The organism is Parafannyhessea umbonata, from assembly GCF_900111255.1.
In the GTDB taxonomy this organism is placed as follows: domain Bacteria; phylum Actinomycetota; class Coriobacteriia; order Coriobacteriales; family Atopobiaceae; genus Olsenella_J; species Olsenella_J umbonata_A.
This window is the reverse complement of the sequence record NZ_FOGP01000004.1, coordinates 133,444-156,445: the sequence shown is the minus strand read 5'-3', so window position 1 is coordinate 156,445 and position 23,002 is coordinate 133,444. Positions and strand designations below refer to the sequence as shown.

The following is a 23,002-nucleotide window of genomic DNA, read 5'->3' as shown; positions in this document are numbered from 1 at the left end:
CGAGGCTTAGGCAAGAAGAGCCTTGACGGTCTCCTCGAGGTCTGCGGCGGTAAGCTTGAACTCAGCCTGCAGCCAGTCGGCGGTGCCGACCTGACCGAAGGACTCGGTCACGCCATGGCGCTTGAACGGCACGGACACGCCAGCCTCCATCAGACAGGACGCGCATGCGTCGCCGAGGCCGCCGATGACGCCGTGGTTCTCGAAGGTGACGACGGCCTTCTTGCCCGCAGACTCGGACAGGAGCAGTTTGGCGTCGAGCGGCTTGATGCAGAACATGTCGATAACCTCGGTGGAAATGCCCTGCTTCTCGAGGCTCTCTGCAGCCTCGAGCGCATCCTTGAGCAGCTGGCCGGCAGTCACGATCAAGACGTCAGAGCCCTGCCTCACAACGTTGCCCTTGCCAAGCTCGAAGGTGGAGCCCTCCTCGTAGATCTTGTAAGAAGACTTGCGGCCGGTACGGAGATAGTGGACGCCTTCGGTCTTGGCGAACTCGCGAACGACCCACTCGGTCTGGACGGGGTCCGCGCCGTCGACGACGACGGAGCCGGGGATGGTGCGCATCAGGGCGACGTCCTCCCACGTGGTGTGCGTGCCGCCATTGGCGCCGACGGTGAAGCCAGGATCGGAACCCCAGATGTTAATCGTGTTGTGGGCGTAGGCACCAGACAGGTAGACCTGGTCGAAGCAGCGACGAGAGGCGAAGGGGCCAAAGGTGTGCGTGAAGGGGATGAGGCCCTCGGAGCTCATGCCCGCAGCCATGCCCATCATATTGGCCTCAGAGATACCACACTCGAAGAACTGCTCGGGCAGCTCCCTCTGGATCTTGAGGGTGCCAGAGGCGCCGCCGAGATCAGCCTCGAGCATAACGATGGACTTGTTGTCCTTCATCATGTCGATCAGGGTGTCGACGATGGCGTCACGGTAGGGCCTTCCAGCGGTGCCCCAATCCTCAGCGAGCTTAAACATTACGCCTCACCCCTTTCGATCTCCTCGTCAAGCTTGGCGATAGCCTCATCAGTGGCCTTGTTGATCTCGTCGTTGTTCCACTTCATAGAGTGGTTGGAGACGGCCTGCTCGAAGTAGGGAACGCCCGCGCCCTTGATGGTGTCGAGGACGATGCAGTTGGCAGTCTCAGCATTCTGCTTGGCGACGTCGATGGCGGCGTCAATGGCCTCGACGTCCTGACCGTTGACAACCTGCGTCTTGAAGCCGAAGGACTCCATCTTCTTGGCAAGGTCGAAGTTGTACATGACCTCATCAGTGGTGCCGTCGAGCTGTTTCTTGTTGTCGTCAATAAGGACGATGCAGCGGCTGAGCTTCTTGGCGGCGAGGTACTGGAAAGCCTCCCAGCACTGGCCCTCGTTGAGCTCGCCGTCGCCCACGAACAGGTAGGTGTAGTTCTTGGAACCCTTCACGGCAAGGGCCTGGGCTATGCCCACGGCCTCGGAGGTTCCCTGGCCCAGAGAGCCCGTCGTGGCGTCGACGCCGGGGGTCTTCAGGCGATCGGTGTGAGACGGAAGCCTGGTGCCACCATCGTTGAGGGTGTTGAGCCACTCCTTAGGGAAGAAGCCGCACTCGGCAAGCGTCGAGTACATGACGGGACCAGCATGACCTTTGGAAAGGACGACGCGATCGCGCTCGTCCCAGTGGGGATTCGAGGCGTCATACCTCAGCTGCTTGCCGTAGAGAACCGCATAGGCCTCGACGAGGGACAGGGAGCCGCCGACGTGACCATAGCCACGATGCTGGAGCATCGAGAGAACGTCGCGACGCACCTTGGCAGCAAGGAGCTTGACGTTCTTGAGTTCCTTCTCTTCCACTTTTCACTCCTTCGCATATCGATACTCAAAAAAATAAGCCGGACACCAAGGCGTCCGGCCAAAAGTGACGACCAAATCTTAGCCCAGGTGCTCGGCGAGCTTAGCCTCCAGCTCCGCCTTATCAAGAATATTGCTCAGAACGACCTTCTGCTCGTCGGGGATGTTAGAGATGAAGTCACCAAGGTCGGCACCGACGACGAAGAGGTCCGCGGCGGTGGGGTTGATGTCGGAAATGGTGGTGTGATCGACCTCGATCTCGGGGTGGCCGAGCTTCTTGACCGCTTCCTCCGTGTTCATGTGAACGATGAGCGAAGAGCCGAGGCCAGAGCCGCAGGCGCAGATGATCTTGCGAATTGCCATGTTGTTCTCCTTCTTTGGCACGATTGCCACCCCGTTGGCAGCATGTAAGAACATTGAATAGTCTACCCACTTTGCTCTGAGCGCGGTCGTAAATGCGATAGACGCACAACTTGGCCCGGCATACGAACCGGAGCCGAGCCCAAACGGCCCGACCCCGGTGAACAGCTCGCTTGTTGCCCTTAGCTCAGGAGACTAGGCCTCCTTGGCCTCCCTCTTGGGAGCGACGAAGTTGTAGATGATGGGGAGCAGATAGACAACCACGCAGATGGCAACAAGGACGCCACCCTGAGCGAAGTTGACCGCGTTACCCCAAACGATGCCCATCCACGAGAAGTCAGCATCCGAGAAGGTCGTGCCGACGTAGCCCAGAGCGCTGAAGACAGGCATGCAGATCATGGGCAGGAAGGTGATGAGCAGGCCGTGGGCGAAGGAGCCCGCAACGCAGCCCTTCAGGCCGCCCTCGGCGTTGCCGAAGACGCCAGCGGTCGCGCCGCAGAAGAAGTGGGGCACGACGCCGGGGAGGATGAGTGCCACGGGGATGGCGGCGTTGATGCCGTTGAGGATCAGCAGGCCAACGATGCCGCCGAGGAAGGAGCACAGGAAGCCGATGATGACGGCGTTAGGTGCATAGGTGAAAGCAACGGGGCAGTCCAGTGCGGGCTTGGCGCCGGGGACGAGCTTGTCGGCAATACCCTTGAAGGCAGGAACGATCTCGCCGATGATCAGGCGGACGCCCGAGAGGATGATGTAGACGCCACCCGCGAAGCTCATGCCAGCAGTGAGCGCCCAGACGACCCAGTTGGTCGTGGTCTCGGTGCCAACGTTCAAAAGCTCACCGCAATTGGCAACGGTGATGCCGTAGGGCTCGAGAATCTCGGCGGCTGCAGCGGCATCGGTGCCAGCGGGAACGAGGCCGAGCAGGCCCTTACTGACAGCAACGCCCACGACGATGAGGAAGAAGACCATCATCGTGATGGAGATGGAGACGGTGGTGTCACGCAGGAACACAAGGCGCTTGGAGAAGTTGATCTCCTCGGTGCTCTTGCGGTTGGGGTCGTTCGCGAACAGCTTGCCGACCAGGCCGGAGAACGCGTAGCCGATGCCGCCAAAGTGGCCGAGCGCGACGCCGTCAGAGCCAGTGACCTTGCGGAAGGTAACCTGGCAGTACGCAGGCGAAAGCACCATAATGAGGCCGAGCAGGCAGCCGCCAGCGATGTAGAGCTGGATGCCCTCGAGGTGGCCGGCGCCGCCGAGGATGACGGCAAGCATGCACGCCATGTACAGCGTGTGATGGCCGGTCAGGAAGATGTACGGCATGCGAGAGAAACGAGCCAGAACGATGTTCAGGACCATGCCGAGGGCCATGATGATGGCCGAGCTGGTGCCGAAGTTCTGAAGCGCGTCCGCAACGACTGCCTCGTTGTTGGGAACGACGCCCTGCATGTTGAAGGCGTAGTTGAAGAGCTCACCGAAAGCGAGCAGAGAGCCGGTCTGCAGGAAAGATGCGCCGGCAGACAGAACCAGGAAGCCAACGATGGTCTTAATGGTCCCCTTGATGACGTCCTCCACGGGCTTGCCCTGGAGGCAGAGGCCGAGAAGGGCAAGAAGGCCGACGAGAATAGCCGGCGTAGACAGAATGTTGACTATAAAGTCGAGTACTGCCATGGTTCCCCCTTTACTTTGCGTTCTTGCTACATTCCTATTTTCATGACTTCCTACGGCATCCCCGTTTACGCCGTGGGGAAGTCCGTGAATAGGTGATAGACGTCGTCTGCCGTCTGGGCAGTTGCGACCTTCTCGATGTTGCCCGGATCGGCGAACATCATCGCGAGGGTCCTCATGACGTCAATGTGCGAGTCAGAGTCCTCGGCGGCCAGCGTCACGAGAACGCGGCAGGGCTCGCCCGGCTTGAACTCGGCGCCCTCGCGCAGGACCGTGACGGCCAGCTGCTTCTTGAGGACCCCCTGTTCGGGACGAGCGTGAAGGAGTGCAAGGTCGGGCACGAGAACGAAGTACGGGCCCATCTCGTGGGCGTTCTGAATGATGCCGTCAATGTAGGCTGGCGTAACAAATCCCCCATCGACAAGGGGTTGCACGGCCACGTGTACGGCATCCTCCCAATCGATGCAGGACTGAACGATCTGCACGTTCTCGCGCTTGAGCATCTCTTCCATTGCGCTCATTCGAGCCTCCGTCTTTCTTGAGCAACTTAGTGTTTGGGGACGATTTGTGGATTGACACATAGCTCAAACCGTACACTTCAAATAACAGTCACATTCTATTCCAGTTTTTTCCAGTTTTGCAAGAACGATTTGTGACAAATCTTCCAGATTGTTCCAGAATTGGATTAGGGAAGTGTATTTTGAGCAAGCTAAGCCCAAGGACGACCCGCAGCAATAAGCCCGCGAAAGAGGTCCGCCGTGTTTCGCCGTGAGAGACGCCAAAAGATTCTCGACATTGTCCGTCGAGAAGGCCATGTCGAGGTCGAGAACCTCGCAAGGCTCTTTGGCGTGGGCGTCGACAGCATCCGCAAGGACCTGCAGGACCTCGCAAAGGCCGGCAAGCTCATCCGCGTCTATGGCGGAGCGACACGCCTCGATGACGAGAAGGACGCGCGCTCCAGCTCGCACGCCAAGCACGCACCGCATGCCTCTACGAACGCGGCACATGCAACGGATGCGCAGGGCGACGTCTCCCCAGACATCGACGCCCAGCGGCTCGGCCAGGGCAGCCAGGCCAACTACCTCGCCCGACTTGCAGTGGCAAGGCGCGCCTACCTAGAGATAAACCCTGGGGACTCGGTCTTCCTCGACGTCTCGAGAACCAATGCGATTCTTGCCCGCTTGATCGCCGAGGGCGACAAGAAGGTCATCGTCACAACCAACATGATCGACATTCTGCGGACGCTCTCCAACCTTCCCCATGTCACCGCACTCGGAACCGGCGGCTACCTCAACGTTCAGCTCAACGGGTTCGTGGGGTCCGCGACCGTCAGTTTGCTTGAGCCGCTCCTGTTTGCCAAGGCGTTCATAGGCGCCAGCGGAGTGGACCTCGACCGTGCCGCAGTGACTTCGAACAACATCGACAGCGGCTCGGTCAAGGAGCGCGTCATCCACAACGCCTCGTACAAGTTTCTGCTGGCAGACGAGGCCAAGTTCAAGTTGCGCGGAGCATATCGCTTTGCGTCGCTTTCGGACTTCTCCGCGGTCATCACCGACGCCCAGGACCCTGAAGTCCTTCGCAAGCTCCAGATGCTTGCCATTCCGACCCTCCGCGCCCTTCCTCCCCTTCAGTAAGAAACGGGCCCGACGACTTCGGTCATCGAAGCCCTCACGTTGCTAAGTGTCAGAAGCACGAGCGCTAGGCACGAAGCGTCGTGCGCCCGTAGGCGCGCTCCCAGTTGGCCGAGAACTCGTCGACCGCAAACTGGGTGCCCAGGTGGGCAACGAGGTTCAGGGCGACATCGGGCGGGAGCGTCAGCGCCTGCGCGCCAGCGGCGATGAGCTGGTGCGCCTGGTCGACGTTCTTGAACGAGGCCGCAAGCACCTTGGTGTCGGAGTCCTGTATGGCGAGCATGTCGATGAGATCGATGACGTCTTGGACGCCGTTGCCATAGTTGCACATGCGATTGACGTAAGGGGCCAGGTAGTTTGCTCCGTTATGCGCCGCCATGAACGCGGCATCAGAGCTGTAGATTGCCGTGGCGAGCGTGGGGATGCCCTCCCTCGCGCACTGCTTGATGGCCTTGAGACCCGGATGGGTGACGGGGATCTTCGTGTAGATGTTCTCGGGTCGCAGCTGGGCGATGTAGCGCGCCTCGTCCATGATCGACTCATAGTCCGTCGCGACGACCTGCACGAAGAGCTTCTGGTCGGGGCGAAGGTAGTCGATGATGTCCTGAATCGCCTGCTCCGCAGGCTTTCCGGTCTTGGTGAGGATGGTTGGGTTTGTGGTTACACCCTGAACGTTCAGGATGTCATCGCACTCCTTAATCCCGTCGAGGTCCGCAGTGTCGATGATAAGCTCAAACGAATCCATTGCACGCCCTTCTCAAAACAGCCCGACGGCCAAGCCGCCCACAGAACGGCCCCATTGTAATCGCGGCAGCAAGGCGTCCGGCAGGACCAATCGGCGACGGTATTGCATGCGAATATGTGCGCCTTGGAAGCTTCGGAGACAATCGCGGGCAAGGGCGTGTACAATACGGTTTGCCTTGCGCACACACCGCACAAGGCCTTTCGATACCGAAGAGAAGGGGCATTGATGAAACCTCGACCTCACAGTCGATGACCCCCGGTGTGTCCTAGTTGGTTGCGCCGCGGGGTAACCCAGGCCGTCGCGCCACGCGCGGCACAGTTCGCATATACCAACTAAGGAGTTCGCATGATCTATCTGTCCCAGCTGCTGGGCAACCCCGTTTATGACCTCAATGGCGAGCGCATCGGTCGCGTGAGCGACCTCGGCATAGCAACGGGCGAGGTATTCCCCCGCGTGACGGCGCTTGCCGTGCAGGGTCCCGCAAACACTCCACTTATGATCTCGTGGCGCAAGTACGTGGATGAATTCGACGAGGACGAGATCACCCTCAAGGTGGTCGCAACCGACATCCGCTTCTCGTACCTACAGCCTGATGAGGTCCTCATTGCGCGAGACCTTCTCAACAAGCAGATCGTCGACACCCGAGGCATGCGCGTCGTTCGCGTAAACGACCTCAAGCTTTCGGATACCAGCTCTTCTCAGCTTCGCCTGCTGGGGGCGGAAGTCGGCGCGCGTGGACTGCTACGCACGCTGTCGCCGCACCTTGAGGCCGCGGCCCTCAAGGCCGCAAGGGCCCTGGGCAAGCCGATGCCCGAGAAGATCATCGCATGGAACTACATGGACCTGCTGGACCGAGACCTTTCCAACGTAAAGCTCTCCGTCTCGCACAAGACGCTCGACGAGCTCCACCCCGCCGACATCGCGGACATCCTCGAGCGCCTGGACCCGCGCCTGCGCGGGCAGGTCTTTGCGCAGCTCGATGACGAGCAGGCCGCCGAGGCCATGGCCGAGTTTGACGACGACGCGATGGCCGCGGAGATCATGGGCGACATGGAGGAGCTCGACGCGTCCCGCATGCTCTCCGAGATGGACCCCGATGACGCAGCAGAGCTGGTCAGCGAGCTTGACTACGAGAAGGCCGAGAAGCTCCTGCGCCTCATGGGCGTCAAGGAGCAGAAGGCCATCCGCCAGCTGCTGGGCTACAAGGAGGACACCGCCGGACGAATCATGACGTCCGAGGTCGTCTCCATTCCGGAGGACGCGACGGTAGCCGAGGCCATCGAGCGTCTGCGCAACCTCGACGAGGACTTCGAGACCGTCCACTACATATATCTTGAGGATGACGAGAAGCGCCTGACCGGACTCGTCACCCTTCACAGGCTGGCCGTCGCCGAGAGCAACGAGCAGCTTCGCAACATCGCGATCGACGACGACCTGATTACCGCAAGCCCCGACGACGACCAGGAGGACGTTGCCGAGGACATCGCCAAGTACAACCTGATGGCAATGCCTGTCGTCGACGACAACAGGCGCCTGCTGGGTATCGTCACCGTCGACGACGCACTCGACGTCCTCGAGGAGGAGCACGCCGAGGACCTTCAGATTGCCGGTGCGAGCAACAGCGACGGCGAGCGCGACGGAAGCTCCCACGACATCGCCTGGCTCATCCGCCGCAACCTGTGGTTCTTCATCTGGATCGTCGCCGTCTGCATCCTGTCTGTGGCCTCGGCTCCGAGGGTTGCCCTTCTCAACGTCCTGCTGAGCTGCATGGCGCTGCCCGTCGCCGTCGTGCTGGCTGACGACTCCATTAACTATGTCACCAACTTCTTCCTCGAGAACGACCCCGACGACGACTCATCCCCCTCGTTCCTAGGGTTCTCGCTCAAGAGCATCGGGCTGGGCATCGTGTTTGGCGCGGTCGTCGCTCTGCTGGTGACCGTGTTCGACAAGATCGTGTTTGCTGGAGCAGGCGATCTCGAGCTGTCGAGGGCCATCCTTTCGGGCTTCATCGCCGCAGGCGTCTCGACCGTCGTGTCGTTTGCGCTTTCGCCCGTGTACCTCTGGATTCTTCGCACGCGTGACGAGCGTAACGAGGAGACCTCGGGCTTCACGCTCTCGTGCGTCGCCATGCTCGTCGCGGTCGTCGTGTTCGTCCTTGTCGCGGCATTCGGCATGGGCCCGGGAATCCTGCTGGTGTAGCCATGGGAAGCAAGCGCAAGCAGGTCGAAAAGCGGCCGCACACCAAACTTGACCCCAAGCTCGTCCTGGGCGCAATGGGCCCGGGCATGGTCGCCGCGCTGGCGGGAGCCGATGCCGGCGGCGTGGCCACCTACTCGAACGCAGGCGCTCTCTTTGGCTTCGGCCAGCTCTGGACCGTACCGGTAATGTGCTTCCTGCTCATCGTCGTGCAGGAGACCGCGGCACGCATGGGCTGCGTCACAGGCAAGGGCTTCGCATCGCTCATTCGCGAGCGCTTTGGCATCAGGGTCTCGGCCCTGGCCATGCTTGCGCTTCTCATCTCGAACACCACCGTCACGCTCTCCGAGTTCGCTGGCATCGCGTCGGGCATGGCGCTCTTTGGCATTCCCGTATATGTCTCCGTCCCAATCTCGGCGCTGGCTATCTGGCTGCTCACCATGAGCGGTTCCTATCGCCGCATCGAGAAAATCCTGCTTGCCATCTCGTGCGCGTTCGTGACCTACGTCGTTGCCGGCTTCATGGTCAAGCCGGATTGGGGCGAAGCCGCACGCGCGACGGTCATCCCGATGATCTCGGGTGACCCCAGCTATATCTCCCTGCTTGTCGCAAACGTCGGCACCACCATCGCGCCATGGATGATCTTCCTGGCCCAGTCAAACGTCGTCGACAAGAACGCCGACGAGGAGGACCTTCCCTACCAGCGCATCGACACCGTGACCGGAGCGGTCGTGGCAAGTGCGATCTCCTGGTTCATCATCCTCGCGACCGGAGCGGTCCTTCATCCCGCGGGCGTCGCAGTGAACGGCGCCGAGGACGCCGCCGCGGCACTGGCTCCGCTTGCCGGCCCGCACGCGGAGGCGCTCTTCGGCACGGGCCTCATCGGCGCGTCGTTCCTCGCAGCCTGCGTACTGCCGGGAATCACCGCAAGCGCCGTCTGCGAGGCATTCGGCTGGGAGCGCGGCGCCGACCGCAGCTGGCAGGACGCGCCCGTCTACCGCAGCCTGATCACCATCATCCTGGTGATATCGGCGGCCGTGGTGCTCGTCCCCAATATCAACCTGTTCGGCATCATGATGGCCGCCCAGGTGATCAACGGCGTGCTTCTGCCCGTTCTTCTGCTTTGCATGGTAATCATCGCGGCTGACCGCCACATCATGGGACAGAACGCCAACGGTCGAGCCTGGACCGCGCTGACCTGGTTCACCATCATCGCGGTGACCATCCTCACCGTCATCATGTTCGTGCTTCAGGCCATGGGCTTCGGAGCGTAGCGAAGGCTCTTCTCGCCTACTTGCTCGCCTTCTTGTACTCGTCCATAAACGAGCCGAACATTCCGCCCATCTTGCCCAGCTGTCGTCCGACTGATCTTGCGGCCTTGTCGGATGTGCTGCTGGTCTTCTTCTTGGGACTGACACCCTTCTTGGCAGTCGGCCTCTTCGCCGCGGGCTTGCCTGTGGGGGCATAGGTGGTCACCTTGGAGGATCCTCCCTTGAGCTTGACGGGCTCGGCGGCTGGAGAGACCTGCACATTTCCCGCCTTTGCGGAGGGCATCTGCTCCTCAGGCTCAGCTGTGGCATCGCTGAGGGCACGCTTCGCCTTGCCGAGGGCCTTTCCCAGTGCGAAGGAGCCCTTGTCTACGGCCTTGGCCGAGGCGGCGGACGCCTTGGCGACAACCTTCTGGCCACCCTGCTTAACGCGAGCGTAGCCCTCGCCCGCCGCCGCCGCAACGCCACCAGAGAGCTGCAGGCTCGGCGCCGCGTCGTCGACGATCATCCAGCCATCGCGATAGCCCTTGAGCATGTCGACGGGAATCTCGAGCTGGCCGACGAGGGACTTCGCCACGCTACCGTCGCCGACGCACAGCTTGCGAACAGCCCCCGTCCGCTCGTCGAAGATGCAGTCGCCGACGTAGCCAAGCTGCTTGCCCGACTCCGTCTGGCAGTCCATGCCGGTCCACATGATGCAGCGGTCCCAGTCGAGACCAAGGCGGTCTCGGGCGGCCTGCTCCAGGGTAGCCTCCCCTTCGTTCAGGTATACGTAGTCGTTCTCGATGCGATACGAGTCGAACGCCATGAACAGGTCGGGCCTCTTGACGACGCCAACCATGTCGGGCTGCATGACCTGGAAGCCCACGACGCGGCGGCCGTCAGGCGAGAAGACGGCCATGTGCATCCTGCCCAGGCGAACGTCCTTCGTCTTGCCTTTCCGGTCGACCTTCTTCTTGAATACCTTCGCGCCAATCAGGTTGGAAACCCTCTGCATAACCGCTCCAAATCAAAAAGGGAGCGCGGTGCCAGCGCACCACGCTCCCCATAGTTTCAACAAACGATGGCTACTCGGCATTCCCGTCTTCAACAACCTCGACGTGCACGCCCTCGGCCGGAGTAGACCCAAGGTCAGCGGCATCGCCAGCAGCAGAGACGACCGTGTCGGTAACCGTAGTGACCGCCTCCTGAACCTGGCCCGTAGTGCTCGTGACGGCATCGGAGAGCGAGTCACGAAGCTGGTCCATGCGCTCGCGGGCAAGGTCGACCTTGGCGCGAAGCTCGTCGGTCGTGGCGTCCACGCTCGGACGAACGGAGCTGATCCTGTCGTTTACGATGCGAGAACCGCGCTCGTAGGAGTCGACGGCCGTGTCCCAGGCATCGTTCATGGCATCGGCAGCCATGGCACGGCTCTCCGCACCGGAGCGCGGGGCCATCAGCACGCCAGCCGTAACGCCAGCAGCGGCCCCCAGGATGGTGCCCGCCACGAATCCAAGTACGCCCTTCGTGCCCATGAAATCCTCCTCATGCCTGGCGAAAGCGCCAGCCTCATTTCTATCTCACGCGGCACAGCCGCATTCCATCCACATTGCTCTCTATCGTACCCTTCGGGGACCGGGAATATGCTCTTCTTCCTCAACTGGCACGTCAAACAGAGAGCTCTGGCCATAGTCGTCAGACGGGACATCCTCCTGGTCACCCTCCTCCGAGAGGTCATCCTCGAACCCATCGGTCGAGGCGCCTGCACCCTCGTCCGAGCCATCCTCGGCGATAGCGTCCGCGCCCACGACAGCCTCATCTGCGACGGGATCGTCCACGATGTCCTCGTCCTCGGCAGGCACGTCCTCGGCAGCATCCTCGTCGGGGCCGTCGGCATCCGCCTCTTGGGTTCCGGCAACGATGAGCGTCGTATCCATGACCGTGGTCTCTTCAGCCGAGAAGGGCTCGCCCTTCTCGGCTTCGTCCGCCCCGTCTTCCGCAACCGGCTCGGGCTCCGCAGCCGAATCAGGCCCGACGCCTGCGGTGACATCCTCCTCCGGGGCGGCCTCGACGGTAACAGGCTCGTCCGTGGGCTCCTCGGGGGCCTCCTCAGGCGCAGCCTCCGTGGACGCCTCAACGTCTACGCCTACGGGCGCCATGACAGAGGTCTCGCCCGCGTCGACGACCTCAAGGGCCGTCGTCTCGGATGCGCCGAGGGCGGCAGTGGCGTCAACCGGAATGCTCGCGGTATGATCGGCCGGCGCCGAGGCACGTACGAGGTCCGTGGGGAAGGCCTTGAGCGGGTCGTCATGGGCCGACTGGTAGGCCTCCGGAGAGATGGTGGGGTCAGACGAGGAGGCTCCGTTCAGGCCGGCGGCGGCACGCTCGGCAGCGGCTGCCTCGGAGGCGGCGAGTGCGGCTGCGGCGCGATGGGCCTCGGCCACAAGGCGCTCCTCCTCGGCCCGGCGCTCGCGCTCCCTCTCGGCAGCCTCGCGCTCTGCCTGCTCGCGGGCAACGCGGGCAGCCTCCTCGGCCTCGGCCCTCTCGGCAGCCTCGCGGGCCAAACGGGCTGCCTCCTCCTTGCGCAGGCGCTCCTGCTCTAGGCGAAATCGCTTCTCTTCCGCCAGACGCTCGGCCTCCTGGCGCGCGGCCTCGATCTCCTGCTCGCGCTGGGCGATCTCGCGCTGGCGCTCCTCGAGGGCACGCTGGTGCTGGTCAGCCGCCTCGGCGTCGAGCTCCTCCATCACCGAGCGCTCGTAGGCGTCGGCCGGATCGTCGCCCATGGAGTCGATCATCCCGCACAGGCCGCTGACGATCGCGTCCACGTCGGGGCTGGCATCTTCGCCGCCCGTGAAGGCCCAGTCGATGATCCATGCGGCACTCGAGAGCGCGCCCACCGTGAGGACGTCATCCTGACAGGACAGCTCGATGTCGAACCCGCGCTCCTCGCCCTCGACGGGATAGGTCCTGCCCGTCGTGACGTCGCCTGCTACGTTGGTCTGCGCGAGCAGCTCGACCGTCACGTGCTCAAGCAGGTGAGCGAGCTCGGTGTTTCCCATGCAGTCCTTGAACGTCTCGCCGGCGTCGCCCAGGCACACGTGGTCGATGATGTGCGGCATCAGGTTGTAGATGCGCGTGGTGCCCTGCAGGTCCTCGCTTGTGAACAGCGGGGCTTCGGGGGCAATGCGCACGCGCGCGGTGAGATTCTCGAGTCCAATCTCGACCCTCTGGATTTCGATGAGCTTTGCCATTGGTGAAGCCTTCCGCCTAGAAATGCATACTTAAGTGCCATTGTAGTAAAACTTGGCTACTTGTCCTCGTTCGCTGCTGCTAGCGGCCTTATTCCGCCGTTTCCTCCTCATCCGCGGCGTCCGCTGGAGGCTCGGGAGCCGTCACGCGCAGGAGAGCCAGACGTCGCCCGCGCATCGACTGTACCCTGAAGCGATACCCCTCGACCTCGAAGACCTCGCCGGGCTTGGGCAGCCCGTCTGCAATCTCGAGCACGAAGCCGGCAACGGTCTCGTACTCCTCGCTATCCTCGATGGGCCATCCCAGCTCGATGGCGTCGTCGATCGAGAAGCGCCCGTCAACCAGCCACTCACGATCCGAAAGCTGCGTCAGGTACTTGTTGTCGGGATCGAACTCGTCGGCAATCTCGCCCACGACCTCCTCGACAATGTCCTCAATCGTGATGACGCCGGCGGTTCCGCCGTACTCGTCGACCACGATGACCATCTGGTCGCGGCTGTTCTGCATCTCGGACAGCAGCGGGATGATGTCCTTGGTGTCGGGGACGAAGTCGGCGCTGCGCATGTACCTACTGATGGGCTTGTCGCCCTCGCCCAGATCGACCATGGGTCCGATGAGGTCCTTGATGTGGGCTATTCCCACGATGCGGTCCACGTCGTCGTGAAAGATGGGAATGCGTGAGAAGCCCGTGTTCCTCATGACGTCCAGGACCTCGGACAAGGTGGAGGTATCCTCGAGCGCCGTCAGGTCGACGCGCGGAATCATGACCTCGCGCGCCTTGGCGTCGCCCAGGTCGAAGATCTCGTGGATCATCGTCTTCTCTTCGTCGCTCAGCTCGTCGGAGTCGGTCACCATGTAGCGAATCTCGTCCTCCGAGACGTCCTGGCGGTCATCGGCACTCTTGATTCCCAACGCGCAAGCCAGGCCGTTGGCGCTGGCCGAGGTGAGCGCGACAAGCGGCCGGACAAAGCGCGCGAAGGCGCTCAAGGGTCCAGCGACGGACTTCGAGACCTTCTCGGCTTCCGCCATCGCGATGCGCTTGGGCACGAGCTCGCCCACGACGATGGAGAAGTACGAGACCACCAGGGTGATGAGCACGGTAGCCAAGCCCCCGGCAAACGCGGGGTCCGCACCCAAGGACGCCAGCCAGGCACCCAGCGGAGCGGACAGGCTCGTCGCGGCAAAGGCAGACGAGAAGAACCCGACAAGCGTGATCGCAACCTGTATGGCCGCGAGGAACCCAGTGGGGTTCTCGATGACGCGGGCAGCCCGCGCGGCAGCCTTGTCGCCCTGCTCGGCGTCGTGGTCAAGCATGACCTTCTTCGCGGTGGAGAGGGCCATCTCGGACATCGAGAAGTATCCGTTCACCAGCGTGAGCAATACGGTAACGAAGATTGAAAGGGCTATGTCCATGCGCGCTCGCGCAACCTCCTAGACAGCGTCCGACAGCGCCACAGCGCGAAAAGGTGAGTCGCAACCGGGCAGATTATCTGCATTCTACCCGAGTGCAACCCACCTCCATCAATCGCGACGTCACTGACGGCGATTAGGTGAAACATTTCTGTCAGCGTTGCTGCCCGCCCCACCAGAACGTGCGCATGTCACACCCTGCGAAGGATCCTATGCCACGATGGCCTCCGCCTTCTTGTCCTCCTCGGCGATGATCTTGGCCTTCTCGTCCACGTCGGTCTGCGACATCTTATCCGCATAGGTCTTCTGGCCCGTGGGATACATCTCGAGCCACAGCTCGTCGGCGACCTTGGCCCATGCCTCTGCGTACGGGGTGACGCGAGCGCAGAGGTCCTTCGCGCTTTCGGGGGCCACGTACTCAGAAGGCCGCGCCGCAGACTCCTCGACCATCTTGGGAAGCTCCTGGGGGTTCTCGAGCATCGGACAGGGCATCAGCAGGTTCTTATTGAAGAGCCAGTGCTTGCGATACGCCTGGAAGATGGGCTGGCGCAGGCATTCGAGCCAGTTGCCGCTCTTCTTGAAGTTCGCGTTGGAGTAGTGGATGAAGACGCACGGCTCCACATCGCCGCGCGCGTTGACGTGGCAGTACACGCGGCCGCCCGCGATGCAGCCGCCGACGAACTCGCCGTCGTTCTGGAAGTCCATCGCGAAGATGGGCTTGCCGCCTTCCGGTGCGCGAAGCTCGCGGATGCGGCGGAACATGTAGCGGCGCTGCTCGACGGTGGGCATAAGGTCGGCGTTCGCTCCTTCCCCCACGGGCATGTAGTGGAAGAACCACGCCCACCTGCAGCCCTTGCCAATCAGAAGGTCAAAGAACTCGTCAGACGAGACCTTCTCGGTGTTTTCGCGCGTGTAGGCCGTCGAGGTTCCAAAGAGCAGGCCATGCTCGCGCATGAGGTCGAAGGCATGCATGACCTCCTCGAAGGAGCCGTCACCACGGCGGCCGTCGTTGATGCTGGACTCATAGGACTCGAGCGAAACCGAGAACACAATGTTACCCAGCTCGGCCACCTTCGCACAAAACTCCTCGTCCACAAGGGAGGCGTTGGTAAAGATGTTGAAGAGGCTCTCGTTGTGCTTCTCGGCCAGGCGTAGGACATCGGCCTTGCGTACGAGCGGCTCGCCACCCGTTAGCATGAAGAGGTGAGTGCCAAGCTCCTCCGCCTGCGATACCAGGCTGTCCATCTCGTCATACGTCAGGTTGAGGCGGTTTCCGTAGTCGGCGGCCCAACAGCCCACGCAATGCTTATTGCATGCGCTCGTCGGGTCGAAGAGGATGATCCAGGGCACGTTGCACTGGTACTTCTCGGCATTGGCCGTGGTATTGCGAAGACCGCGGAAGGCGGCCTCGTATCCACCGTTGAGGATGGTAGTCTTCAGCACGTTGTGATCGGTATGGTCGATTACATCAAACAGGAAGCTCTCCCACTTCGAGCCCGGATAGATTCCCTTTCGCAGACCCCGGGTGGCACCGGGAGACGTGTCCTTCAGAAGCTTTCCGGCCATCGTGATGAGATGGTCGATGTTCTCCTCACGGCCCTCCACCGACGCATCCTTGAGTATTTTGTCGACGACCAGTCCGAAAGCTGCGCGCTCGGCGGCATGGGCAACCTTTGACTGCATGGCAATCACTCCCCACGTAAAACGTGAGCCCGGGGCCCTTCCCCGGTTTTTGACTCGCGTTCAAAAACCTTATGAGTCTCTTTACCCATTCGACGAGAAGAGCATGCGCACTTTTACGCAAGCGTACCCCAACCGCACGGGACAAAAAGCCCGTCCGCACGAATGCGGACGGGCATCTTGCCAGTTAGTTGGATGGTCGGGCTTACCAGCACTTCACCTTTTCGATGTTCTCCCGAATGTGAGCGCAGCTCGCATGCCACTTCGCAATTTCGCCCTCGGCCATCTCGGGCACGAAGACGCGCTCGACGCCTTGGGCGCCGATGACGCAGGGCAGCGAAGAGAACAGGCCGGATTCGCCGTAGGCGCCCTCAACGAGCGTGGACACGGGCGTGACCAGCTTGGTGTCGTGGACGATCGCCTTAATGATCTCGACCGCGCCGTTCGAGATGGAATACTCGGTACACATCTTGCCGGCCATGGTGATGTAGCCGCCGTGACGGGCCTGCTCCTCAAGGTCGGGTCGATCGAAGCTGACGCCAGCCTGCCGCTCGACCTCCTCCGGCGTCAGGCAGCCGATCGTGACGTGGGACCACAGCGCGAACTCCGACAGACCATGCTCGCCCAGCATCCACGAGTTGATGCACTGGGGGTCGTAGCCGCACACGTTGGCGATGGCGTGCTTGAAGCGGGAGGAGTCGAGCGTGGTGCCCGAACCGATGATCTTCTTGGGGTCATAGCCCGTAAGGCCCCAGATCTCGGTCGCGACGACGTCGTTGGGGTTGGCAATACTTACCCAAACGCCCTTGAAGCCAGCGTCGACGATGCGCTGCGCGAACTTCTTGGCTTCCTCCGTCGTCACGAACAGCTCGCCGTCGCGATTCTCCTTGGCTGCAGCCACATGGCCCGCGGCGTTGACAATGACGTCGCACTGCGCAAGCTCCTCGTAGCGGTCGTCGCACTCGAACACGCGCGCAGAATGGGGATAGAAGGACATGGCGTCCAGCAGATCGTTCACCTGTGCGCGACACAGAACCTCATTGGTGTCGCAGATGTATAGCTCGGACGCGAGAGACTGATACAGAAGGGCGTTGGCGACATGAGCGCCCACATGGTTGATGCCGATGATGCCGATCTTGCTGACCAAACCCATAATGCCGTCCATTCACTCGATAATTCCGGACAGAACAACTTATATTCTGGTAAATCGTAAAGCGCAAGCCCCCAGCCAGGCCACAGTCACACGAGTCGGAAGCATTGCGGAAACATAGCGACAAACGCCAGTGATGGCGGGCGGCGCCACAGAATTCATGTGAGTATCGCGCAGCCGCCCAGGCAAGGGTAGCCGCACGCAGTTTTCTAGTCCTAAGCTTGCAATACGCAAGAATAAGGCGGACACCAGTCGAGGTATTCAATGGGCTTTAAGACATACACCTGCCCCATAGCAAAGGCATGCGGAGGCTGCGAATGGCTCGCGGTGCCCTACCCCATTCAGCTTAGGCGCAAGCAGAAGGAAGTGGAGAAGCTCTTCTCCGCCGCGGCCGAAAGGGACCACGCAACGATAGAGCCAATCCGTGGGATGGAGGACCCCAGAGCCTTTCGCAACAAGGCCGCGACGCCATTCGCGCCCGGTAAGGGCGGGCGCATTCGCAGCGGCTTCTTTGCGGCGGGATCCCATCGCATCGTTCGCTGCGACTCGTGCCTGGTGGAGGACCCCCGCGCACGCGACATTCTGAACGACGTCGCCCGCGTGGCGGAGCGTCTGGGAATTCGCGCGTATCAGGAAGACCGCGGCCGCGGCACGCTGCGCCACGCCATTGTACGCTGCGGCTACGCAACCGAAGACATCCTGCTGACCCTCGTCACCAACGGGCAGTGGCTTCCACACGAACGCGAGTTCGTCGCTGAGCTCACCCAGAGGCACCCCGAGATCAACTCCATCGCGCAGAACATCAACCAGCGTCGCACGAATGCGATGCTGGGCCGCGAGTGCAAGACGCTCTTTGGCAGCGGCATCATGCACGACAAGCTACTGGGATGCACCTTTGAGATCAGCCCGACCAGCTTCTATCAGACAAACCCGCGCCAGACCGAGGTTCTGTACCAGCTCTCGATTGACGCCTGTCAACAGGCAGCCGTCTCAGGCGAGGGCAACTTCAACGTGCTCGACGCCTACTGCGGAACCGGAACCATCGGCATGTGCATCGCCAAACAGGACGGATCCGTACACGTCACGGGAGTCGAGCAGGTTCATGACGCGGTCGACTGCGCAAAGCGCAACGCGCGCGCAAACAGCCTAGACCAGCGTGCGCGCTTCGTGGCGGCGGATGCAACCGAGTATATGAACTCAATCGCAGAGTCGGGAAAGGCGAGCTTCGACGTGGTCGTCATGGACCCACCACGCGCGGGGTCGACGCCACAGTTCCTCGACGGCGTCACGCACATGGGGACCAAGACCGTGGTCTACGTCTCGTGCAATCCAAAGACGCAGCTGCGAGACATCGAGCACCTGCAGAGGCGCGGCTATCGCCTGCGCACGCTGACCCCCGTCGACATGTTCCCTCACACCAAGCACATCGAGACTGTCGCGTTGCTTACCAAGCGCGGCTAGACGGGCAGCCGGCTTCTCTTTGCTGCGGATTCCCTGGCAGACGTTCACGAGTATGATGCGAGAGACTTTGGGACAAGCTCTCACAAGAAGGAGCTTCTTCTTGGATTAGACATCCCGAGGAACTACTAGCTAAAGAGGAGGAGAAGTACATGGGACTCAGGCTCATCAAGCTATCCCGCAAGTACGAGACCAAGCTTGGCCGAATGATAGACGAGTGGAAGGCCGATCAGGAGGCCAACGGCGCCGACCATTCCCCCTACGCCATCTTCCGGAACGACTACCACGACTTCGATTCCTACCTTGCCGGACTTGAGCCAAACCCCGTGCCAGAGGGACACGTTCCCAACTCCGTATACTTCCTTCTGGACGACGAGCGAGACCGGCTCTTGGGCGCCGTAGACATCCGCCATCACCTGAACGACGAATTGCTGGAGTGCGGTGGCCACATTGGTGACGGAATCAGGCCCAGCGAGAGGCGAAAGGGTTACGCCACCAAGATGATTGGCCTTGCACTCGATAAATGCAGAGACCTGGGCATCGACCGCGTGCTCATGACCTGCAACAAGACCAACGTTGGATCTGCCAAGTCCATCATCAACAATGGCGGCGTGCTCGAAAACGAGCTGTCGCTCCCTGACGGAACCATCGAGCAGCGCTACTGGATCGACCTGTAGGGCCGCGCGCTTCTCCCCTGTGCCTTTTGTGCCAAAGGCATAGACCCTCTTGCGCGCGGGTACTGAAGTGAGGGTGCATTTTGCCACCGACGGCGCTTGCTACAGCGCTTTGAAATACAAGAAAGACGAGGAGTTTTTGCATGTCAAAGTACCTGGATTCCATCGATAGCCCCGCTGACCTCAAACGCATTCCGCAGTCTGAGCTTCCCGAGCTTGCGAAGGAAATCCGTTCCGCTCTCATCAGGCGCCTAGAGGCCGTCGGAGGGCACTTCGGCTCCAATCTTGGTGCCGTCGAGCTCGAGATAGCCCTGCACTACGTATTCGACTCCCCGCGCGACAAGTTCGTCTTCGATGTCTCTCACCAGTCGTATACGCACAAGGTACTGACCGGGCGGCGCGGGATGGTCGAACCCGAGACGTACCTTGACTACAGCGGCTTCAGCGCCCCCGAGGAAAGCGTGCACGACCAGTTCAAGGTCGGGCACACCTCCACGTCACTCTCGCTTGCCTGCGGCCTGGCCAAGGCCCGCGACCTGACGGGCGGGAAGGGCAACGTCGTGGCGGTCATCGGCGACGGGAGCATGAGTGGCGGCGAGGCTTTCGAGGGCCTCAACAACGCGGCGATGCTCGACTCGAACATGATCATCCTGTTCAACGACAATGACATGTCCATTGCGCCCAACCAGGGTGGCATGTATCGAAACTTCGCCGAACTGCGCGCTACGAAGGGCACCGCCTCGAACAACTTCTTCACCGCGATGGGGCTCGAGTACCGCTTCCTCGAGAGCGGCAACGACCTTGATGCGCTCATCCAGGAGCTGCGTGCCGTAAAAGACATCGACCACCCCATCGTCGTACACATCTGCACCCAGAAGGGCCTCGGCTCCGACTGGGCGCAGGAGCACAGGGAGGAGGGCCACTGGGTTGACCCCAAGGGCGCCGAGCCGTCGGACGAGGAGAGCCCGACCAAGCTCAACGCCGACTTCCTCCTAAAGAAGATCCAAGCGGACCCCTCCGTCGTGGTCATCAACGCCGGCACGCCGGGCGGTCTGTCGCTCACACCCGCGTGGCGCGCCAAGGCCGGCAAGCAATTCGTCGACGTCGGCATCGCGGAGGAGCACGCGGTTGCCTTCACCTCGGGTCTCGCCCGCGGCGGCGCCAAACCGGTCTACCTGGTAAGCGGTTCCTTTGCGCAGCGCACGTACGATCAGCTCATGCAGGACCTCGCCCTCAACCGCAGCGCCGGCGTGATTCTGGTCCGCGGAGCCTCCATAGGCACGGGAGACGCGACTCACAACGGCACCTATATCTCCTCGCTCGAGAACATCGTGCCAAATGTAAGGGTCTTCTCGCCCTCTTCAATGGAGGACGAGTATGCCATCCTCGACTGGGCCATCGACCAGCAGGAGGGACCGGTCATCATCAACGTTCCCGAATCCGCGACACATGGCCCGCAGCGCTTCTCGACGGAGGACGTCGAGCGCAACCGCGTCGTGCGCATGGGTCGCGATGTCGCGCTGATGGGCTACGGCAATTTCCAGGCGCTCGCCCAGGAGGTCGCGGCCGAGCTTGAGAAGTGCGACATCGACGCCACCGTCATCGACCCCGTCTTCGCAAACGACATCGATGCAGAGCTGCTGCAGGCCCTCAAGGGAGACCATCGTCTGGTCGTCACGCTTGAGGACGGCATGCTCGCCGGAGGCTTCGGCTCTGCCGTGACCGCGTTCTACTCGGCCGACGACATGCGCGTGCTCAACTATGGCGCTCGTCGAGAGTATCTCGACCGCGTGGACGGCGAGGCCATGCGCAAGCGCTACCACCTGAACCCCGAAACCATCGCGCAAGAGATCCGCGAGGTTCTCGAGCGCTAGGCCGCGCGTCCGCGGGAAACACGTCCGCGCAGCACGGCATGGACAGAAAGAAGGGAGGCCGTCCATCGGGCGGCCTCCCTTCCCTTTTCACGTGGCGCATTTCGCGACGCACGATTCGCGACTCCCCTAGGCGGGGTCGACAACAACCTTGTTGCCCTCAACGCGCACGCGACCCTCCGACAGCAGCTGGATGGTGTCGGGGTAGAGCTCGTGCTCGATGTCGTGGATGCGAGACTCGAGCGTATCGACGTCCCATCCCTCCTCAACGACCAGGGCACGCTGCGCGATGATTGGGCCACAGTCGTACTTGTCGTCGGCAAAGTGCACGGTCACGCCCGTCACCTTGACGCCGTAGTCGTAGGCATCCTGAATGGCATGGGCGCCCTTGAAGCTGGGCAGCAGAGCTGGATGCAGGTTCACGACGCGATTTTCGAACGCACGCAGAATGGGAGCGTGGACCATTCGCATGTATCCAGCCATGATGACGTAGTCGACGCCCTCGCGCTTCAGCGCGGACGCGATCACCTCGTCCGCCGTCATCGGGTCGGCATAGATCTCCTTGCTCAAGGTCATCGTCTGGATGCCAGCAGCCTCGGCGCGCTTGAGGCCGTAGGCGCTCGGGCGAGAAGAGATTACAATCGCGATCTGTGCATCGAGCGTGCCCGCGTCAATGCGGTCGATGATAGCCTGCAGGTTGGTGCCTGAGCCCGAGAGCAGAACGCCGAGCTTGATGCTCATCGATAGGTCACCTTGCCCTCGCCCTCGACGCACTCGCCCATGACGAAGGGAGCGAAGCCCTGCTCGACTAGGTCCCCGCAGACCTCGTCCACGTCGTTGGGGTCGCAGATGATGCTCATGCCGACACCCATGTTGAAGGTCTTGTAGGCCTCGTCGGGCGTGAGGCCGGCGGCCTTGACGCAGTAGGTGATGATGGGCGGAACGTCCCATGCGGGACCATCATCGCCACCGCGGTCAACGACGGCGTCGACGTTGGAGGGCAGGGCACGGTTGAGGTTCTCGGTGATGCCACCACCCGTGATGTGAGCCATTGCGTGGATCGGCGCACCAGCCTTGAGTGCCTTGACGAGGCCGCCTGCATAGATGGCCGTGGGTCGAAGGACCGCATCTGCCAGGGACTCTCCGCCCAGCTCGTCGAGAGGTTGGTTGAGCTCCTCAATCGTCTTGCCCTCGATGGCGACCTTGCGCACGAGGGAGTAGCCGTTGGAGTGGATGCCACTGGAGGGCAGACCGATGATGACGTCGCCCGCCTTGACCTTGTCGGGACCGATCATCTTCGGTCGGTCGACGACGCCGACGACAAAGCCGGCCAGGTCGTAGTCGTCAGCCTTCATGACGCCGGGATGCTCCGCCATCTCGCCGCCGACCAGGGCGCAGCCGCTCTTCTTGCAGCCGTTCGCGATACCCTTGACGATCTTCGCGACGTGGTCGGCCTTGAGCTTGCCGATGGCGACGTAGTCCAGGAAGAACAGGGGTTCGGCGCCGATGGGCACGACATCGTCGACGCACATGGCGACAAGGTCCTCACCCACGGTCTCGTGACGGTCGAGCAGCTGCGCGATGGCGAGCTTGGTGCCAACGCCGTCGGTTCCGGACACCAAGACGGGATCCTCCATGTCCTTGAATGGCTTCATGGAGAAGCACGAGCCAAAGCCCCCCAGGCCGCCGATGACCTCAGGGCGACTGGTCGCCTTGACCGTGTCCTTGATCGCATCGACCGCACGTGCCCCCTCATCGACGTCGACACCCGCGTCGGCGTACGTGACGTGCTTGGTCTGCTCTGTCGTCATTCATTACTCCTTAGTCCAGGCGGCGTCGCCGCCGATTT

20 protein-coding genes are annotated in these 23,002 nt (G+C 61.9%); 6 read left to right on the top strand and 14 right to left on the bottom strand.

All coding sequences use genetic code 11. From position 1 onward, the window contains the following. Nucleotides 1–6: 6 nt before the first annotated feature. From BMY31_RS06355 to BMY31_RS06335, 5 genes are all read right to left on the bottom strand, one after another. On the bottom strand, nt 7–966 hold the full coding sequence (locus tag BMY31_RS06355) for a transketolase family protein (RefSeq protein ID WP_091009209.1): 960 nt from the start codon (nt 964–966) through the stop codon (nt 7–9). Beyond that, a complete protein-coding gene (locus BMY31_RS06350; protein WP_078687266.1) occupies nt 966–1,820 on the bottom strand; it encodes a transketolase in 855 nt (284 codons plus the stop codon). The genes BMY31_RS06355 and BMY31_RS06350 overlap by 1 nt, the downstream gene beginning before the upstream one ends. Before the next feature lie 78 nt (nt 1,821–1,898). After that, entirely contained in the window at nt 1,899–2,180 is a 282-nt protein-coding gene (locus BMY31_RS06345; RefSeq protein ID WP_091009206.1) for a PTS sugar transporter subunit IIB, read from the bottom strand. Between the two features lie 192 nt (nt 2,181–2,372). Next, nucleotides 2,373–3,845: a PTS ascorbate transporter subunit IIC gene (locus tag BMY31_RS06340; RefSeq protein WP_078687268.1), complete on the bottom strand. Its 1,473-nt coding sequence runs from the start codon at nt 3,843–3,845 to the stop codon at nt 2,373–2,375. Nucleotides 3,846–3,910: 65 nt separating this feature from the next. After that, complete coding sequence (locus BMY31_RS06335) at nt 3,911–4,363, bottom strand: PTS sugar transporter subunit IIA (RefSeq protein WP_091009203.1); 453 nt, start codon at nt 4,361–4,363, stop codon at nt 3,911–3,913. 237 nt (nt 4,364–4,600) lie between these two features. On the opposite strand from BMY31_RS06335, the gene BMY31_RS06330 reads away from it, so the two are divergent. Continuing rightward, the gene (locus tag BMY31_RS06330; protein ID WP_078687270.1) at nt 4,601–5,476 is read left to right on the top strand and encodes a DeoR/GlpR family DNA-binding transcription regulator; all 876 of its coding nucleotides are present in this window, start codon (nt 4,601–4,603) and stop codon (nt 5,474–5,476) included. A 64-nt stretch (nt 5,477–5,540) separates the two neighbouring features. Here BMY31_RS06330 and BMY31_RS06325 read toward each other — a convergent pair whose 3' ends face one another. Beyond that, nucleotides 5,541–6,218: a transaldolase family protein gene (locus tag BMY31_RS06325; RefSeq protein ID WP_078687271.1), complete on the bottom strand. Its 678-nt coding sequence runs from the start codon at nt 6,216–6,218 to the stop codon at nt 5,541–5,543. A 345-nt stretch (nt 6,219–6,563) separates the two neighbouring features. Between BMY31_RS06325 and BMY31_RS06320 the strand changes: the two genes are divergently transcribed. Both BMY31_RS06320 and BMY31_RS06315 read left to right on the top strand, forming a co-directional pair. Further along, nucleotides 6,564–8,417 (top strand): magnesium transporter, encoded by a 1,854-nt coding sequence (locus BMY31_RS06320; protein WP_078687272.1) that lies wholly within the window; start codon nt 6,564–6,566, stop codon nt 8,415–8,417. A 2-nt stretch (nt 8,418–8,419) separates the two neighbouring features. Continuing rightward, nucleotides 8,420–9,688 carry an Nramp family divalent metal transporter gene (locus BMY31_RS06315; protein ID WP_078687273.1) on the top strand — a complete coding sequence of 423 codons (1,269 nt, stop codon included), beginning with the start codon at nt 8,420–8,422 and terminating at the stop codon, nt 9,686–9,688. A gap of 16 nt (nt 9,689–9,704) precedes the next feature. On the opposite strand, the gene BMY31_RS06310 is transcribed toward BMY31_RS06315, so the two are convergent. The 6 genes from BMY31_RS06310 to BMY31_RS06285 all read right to left on the bottom strand — a co-directional run bounded on the left by BMY31_RS06310 (nt 9,705) and on the right by BMY31_RS06285 (nt 17,153). Beyond that, nucleotides 9,705–10,679, bottom strand: coding sequence for a PRC-barrel domain-containing protein (locus BMY31_RS06310; RefSeq protein ID WP_078687274.1), 975 nt, complete (start codon nt 10,677–10,679; stop codon nt 9,705–9,707). Between the two features lie 70 nt (nt 10,680–10,749). After that, on the bottom strand, nt 10,750–11,196 hold the full coding sequence (locus BMY31_RS06305) for a YtxH domain-containing protein (protein WP_078687275.1): 447 nt from the start codon (nt 11,194–11,196) through the stop codon (nt 10,750–10,752). Nucleotides 11,197–11,277: 81 nt separating this feature from the next. Continuing rightward, nucleotides 11,278–12,912 carry a cyanophycin synthetase family protein gene (locus BMY31_RS06300; RefSeq protein ID WP_091009200.1) on the bottom strand — a complete coding sequence of 545 codons (1,635 nt, stop codon included), beginning with the start codon at nt 12,910–12,912 and terminating at the stop codon, nt 11,278–11,280. An 88-nt stretch (nt 12,913–13,000) separates the two neighbouring features. Further along, on the bottom strand, nt 13,001–14,323 hold the full coding sequence (locus tag BMY31_RS06295) for a hemolysin family protein (protein ID WP_091009197.1): 1,323 nt from the start codon (nt 14,321–14,323) through the stop codon (nt 13,001–13,003). Nucleotides 14,324–14,530: 207 nt separating this feature from the next. Next, nucleotides 14,531–16,003 carry a radical SAM protein gene (locus BMY31_RS06290; protein ID WP_091009194.1) on the bottom strand — a complete coding sequence of 491 codons (1,473 nt, stop codon included), beginning with the start codon at nt 16,001–16,003 and terminating at the stop codon, nt 14,531–14,533. A gap of 202 nt (nt 16,004–16,205) precedes the next feature. After that, nucleotides 16,206–17,153 (bottom strand): lactate/malate family dehydrogenase, encoded by a 948-nt coding sequence (locus BMY31_RS06285; protein WP_078687403.1) that lies wholly within the window; start codon nt 17,151–17,153, stop codon nt 16,206–16,208. A 261-nt stretch (nt 17,154–17,414) separates the two neighbouring features. Here BMY31_RS06285 and rlmD point away from each other — a divergent pair, with 261 nt between their 5' ends. The 3 genes from rlmD to BMY31_RS06270 all read left to right on the top strand — a co-directional run bounded on the left by rlmD (nt 17,415) and on the right by BMY31_RS06270 (nt 21,156). After that, the gene (gene rlmD, locus BMY31_RS06280; protein ID WP_091009191.1) at nt 17,415–18,611 is read left to right on the top strand and encodes a 23S rRNA (uracil(1939)-C(5))-methyltransferase RlmD; all 1,197 of its coding nucleotides are present in this window, start codon (nt 17,415–17,417) and stop codon (nt 18,609–18,611) included. A gap of 149 nt (nt 18,612–18,760) precedes the next feature. Further along, nucleotides 18,761–19,285 carry a GNAT family N-acetyltransferase gene (locus tag BMY31_RS06275; protein ID WP_091009189.1) on the top strand — a complete coding sequence of 175 codons (525 nt, stop codon included), beginning with the start codon at nt 18,761–18,763 and terminating at the stop codon, nt 19,283–19,285. A 140-nt stretch (nt 19,286–19,425) separates the two neighbouring features. Further along, nucleotides 19,426–21,156: a 1-deoxy-D-xylulose-5-phosphate synthase gene (locus tag BMY31_RS06270; protein WP_091009186.1), complete on the top strand. Its 1,731-nt coding sequence runs from the start codon at nt 19,426–19,428 to the stop codon at nt 21,154–21,156. A gap of 126 nt (nt 21,157–21,282) precedes the next feature. Here BMY31_RS06270 and purN read toward each other — a convergent pair whose 3' ends face one another. Together purN and purM are read right to left on the bottom strand one after the other, a co-directional pair. Then, entirely contained in the window at nt 21,283–21,894 is a 612-nt protein-coding gene (gene purN / locus BMY31_RS06265; RefSeq protein ID WP_078687282.1) for a phosphoribosylglycinamide formyltransferase, read from the bottom strand. Further along, nucleotides 21,891–22,964 carry a phosphoribosylformylglycinamidine cyclo-ligase gene (gene purM / locus BMY31_RS06260; protein WP_078687283.1) on the bottom strand — a complete coding sequence of 358 codons (1,074 nt, stop codon included), beginning with the start codon at nt 22,962–22,964 and terminating at the stop codon, nt 21,891–21,893. Before purM ends, purN begins: the two co-directional genes overlap by 4 nt. Between the last annotated feature and the right edge of the window lie 38 nt (nt 22,965–23,002).

Coding starts and splice junctions, on each gene's coding strand:
- BMY31_RS06355 (WP_091009209.1), bottom strand. CDS start 966: ATGTTTAAGCTCGCTGAGGATTGGGGCACCGCTGGAAGGCCCTACCGT.
- BMY31_RS06345 (WP_091009206.1), bottom strand. CDS start 2,180: ATGGCAATTCGCAAGATCATCTGCGCCTGCGGCTCTGGCCTCGGCTCT.
- BMY31_RS06340 (WP_078687268.1), bottom strand. CDS start 3,845: ATGGCAGTACTCGACTTTATAGTCAACATTCTGTCTACGCCGGCTATT.
- BMY31_RS06335 (WP_091009203.1), bottom strand. CDS start 4,363: ATGAGCGCAATGGAAGAGATGCTCAAGCGCGAGAACGTGCAGATCGTT.
- BMY31_RS06325 (WP_078687271.1), bottom strand. CDS start 6,218: ATGGATTCGTTTGAGCTTATCATCGACACTGCGGACCTCGACGGGATT.
- BMY31_RS06320 (WP_078687272.1), top strand. CDS start 6,564: ATGATCTATCTGTCCCAGCTGCTGGGCAACCCCGTTTATGACCTCAAT.
- BMY31_RS06315 (WP_078687273.1), top strand. CDS start 8,420: ATGGGAAGCAAGCGCAAGCAGGTCGAAAAGCGGCCGCACACCAAACTT.
- BMY31_RS06310 (WP_078687274.1), bottom strand. CDS start 10,679: ATGCAGAGGGTTTCCAACCTGATTGGCGCGAAGGTATTCAAGAAGAAG.
- BMY31_RS06305 (WP_078687275.1), bottom strand. CDS start 11,196: ATGGGCACGAAGGGCGTACTTGGATTCGTGGCGGGCACCATCCTGGGG.
- BMY31_RS06300 (WP_091009200.1), bottom strand. CDS start 12,912: ATGGCAAAGCTCATCGAAATCCAGAGGGTCGAGATTGGACTCGAGAAT.
- BMY31_RS06295 (WP_091009197.1), bottom strand. CDS start 14,323: ATGGACATAGCCCTTTCAATCTTCGTTACCGTATTGCTCACGCTGGTG.
- BMY31_RS06290 (WP_091009194.1), bottom strand. CDS start 16,003: ATGCAGTCAAAGGTTGCCCATGCCGCCGAGCGCGCAGCTTTCGGACTG.
- BMY31_RS06285 (WP_078687403.1), bottom strand. CDS start 17,153: ATGGGTTTGGTCAGCAAGATCGGCATCATCGGCATCAACCATGTGGGC.
- rlmD (WP_091009191.1), top strand. CDS start 17,415: ATGGGCTTTAAGACATACACCTGCCCCATAGCAAAGGCATGCGGAGGC.
- BMY31_RS06275 (WP_091009189.1), top strand. CDS start 18,761: ATGGGACTCAGGCTCATCAAGCTATCCCGCAAGTACGAGACCAAGCTT.
- BMY31_RS06270 (WP_091009186.1), top strand. CDS start 19,426: ATGTCAAAGTACCTGGATTCCATCGATAGCCCCGCTGACCTCAAACGC.
- purN (WP_078687282.1), bottom strand. CDS start 21,894: ATGAGCATCAAGCTCGGCGTTCTGCTCTCGGGCTCAGGCACCAACCTG.
- purM (WP_078687283.1), bottom strand. CDS start 22,964: ATGACGACAGAGCAGACCAAGCACGTCACGTACGCCGACGCGGGTGTC.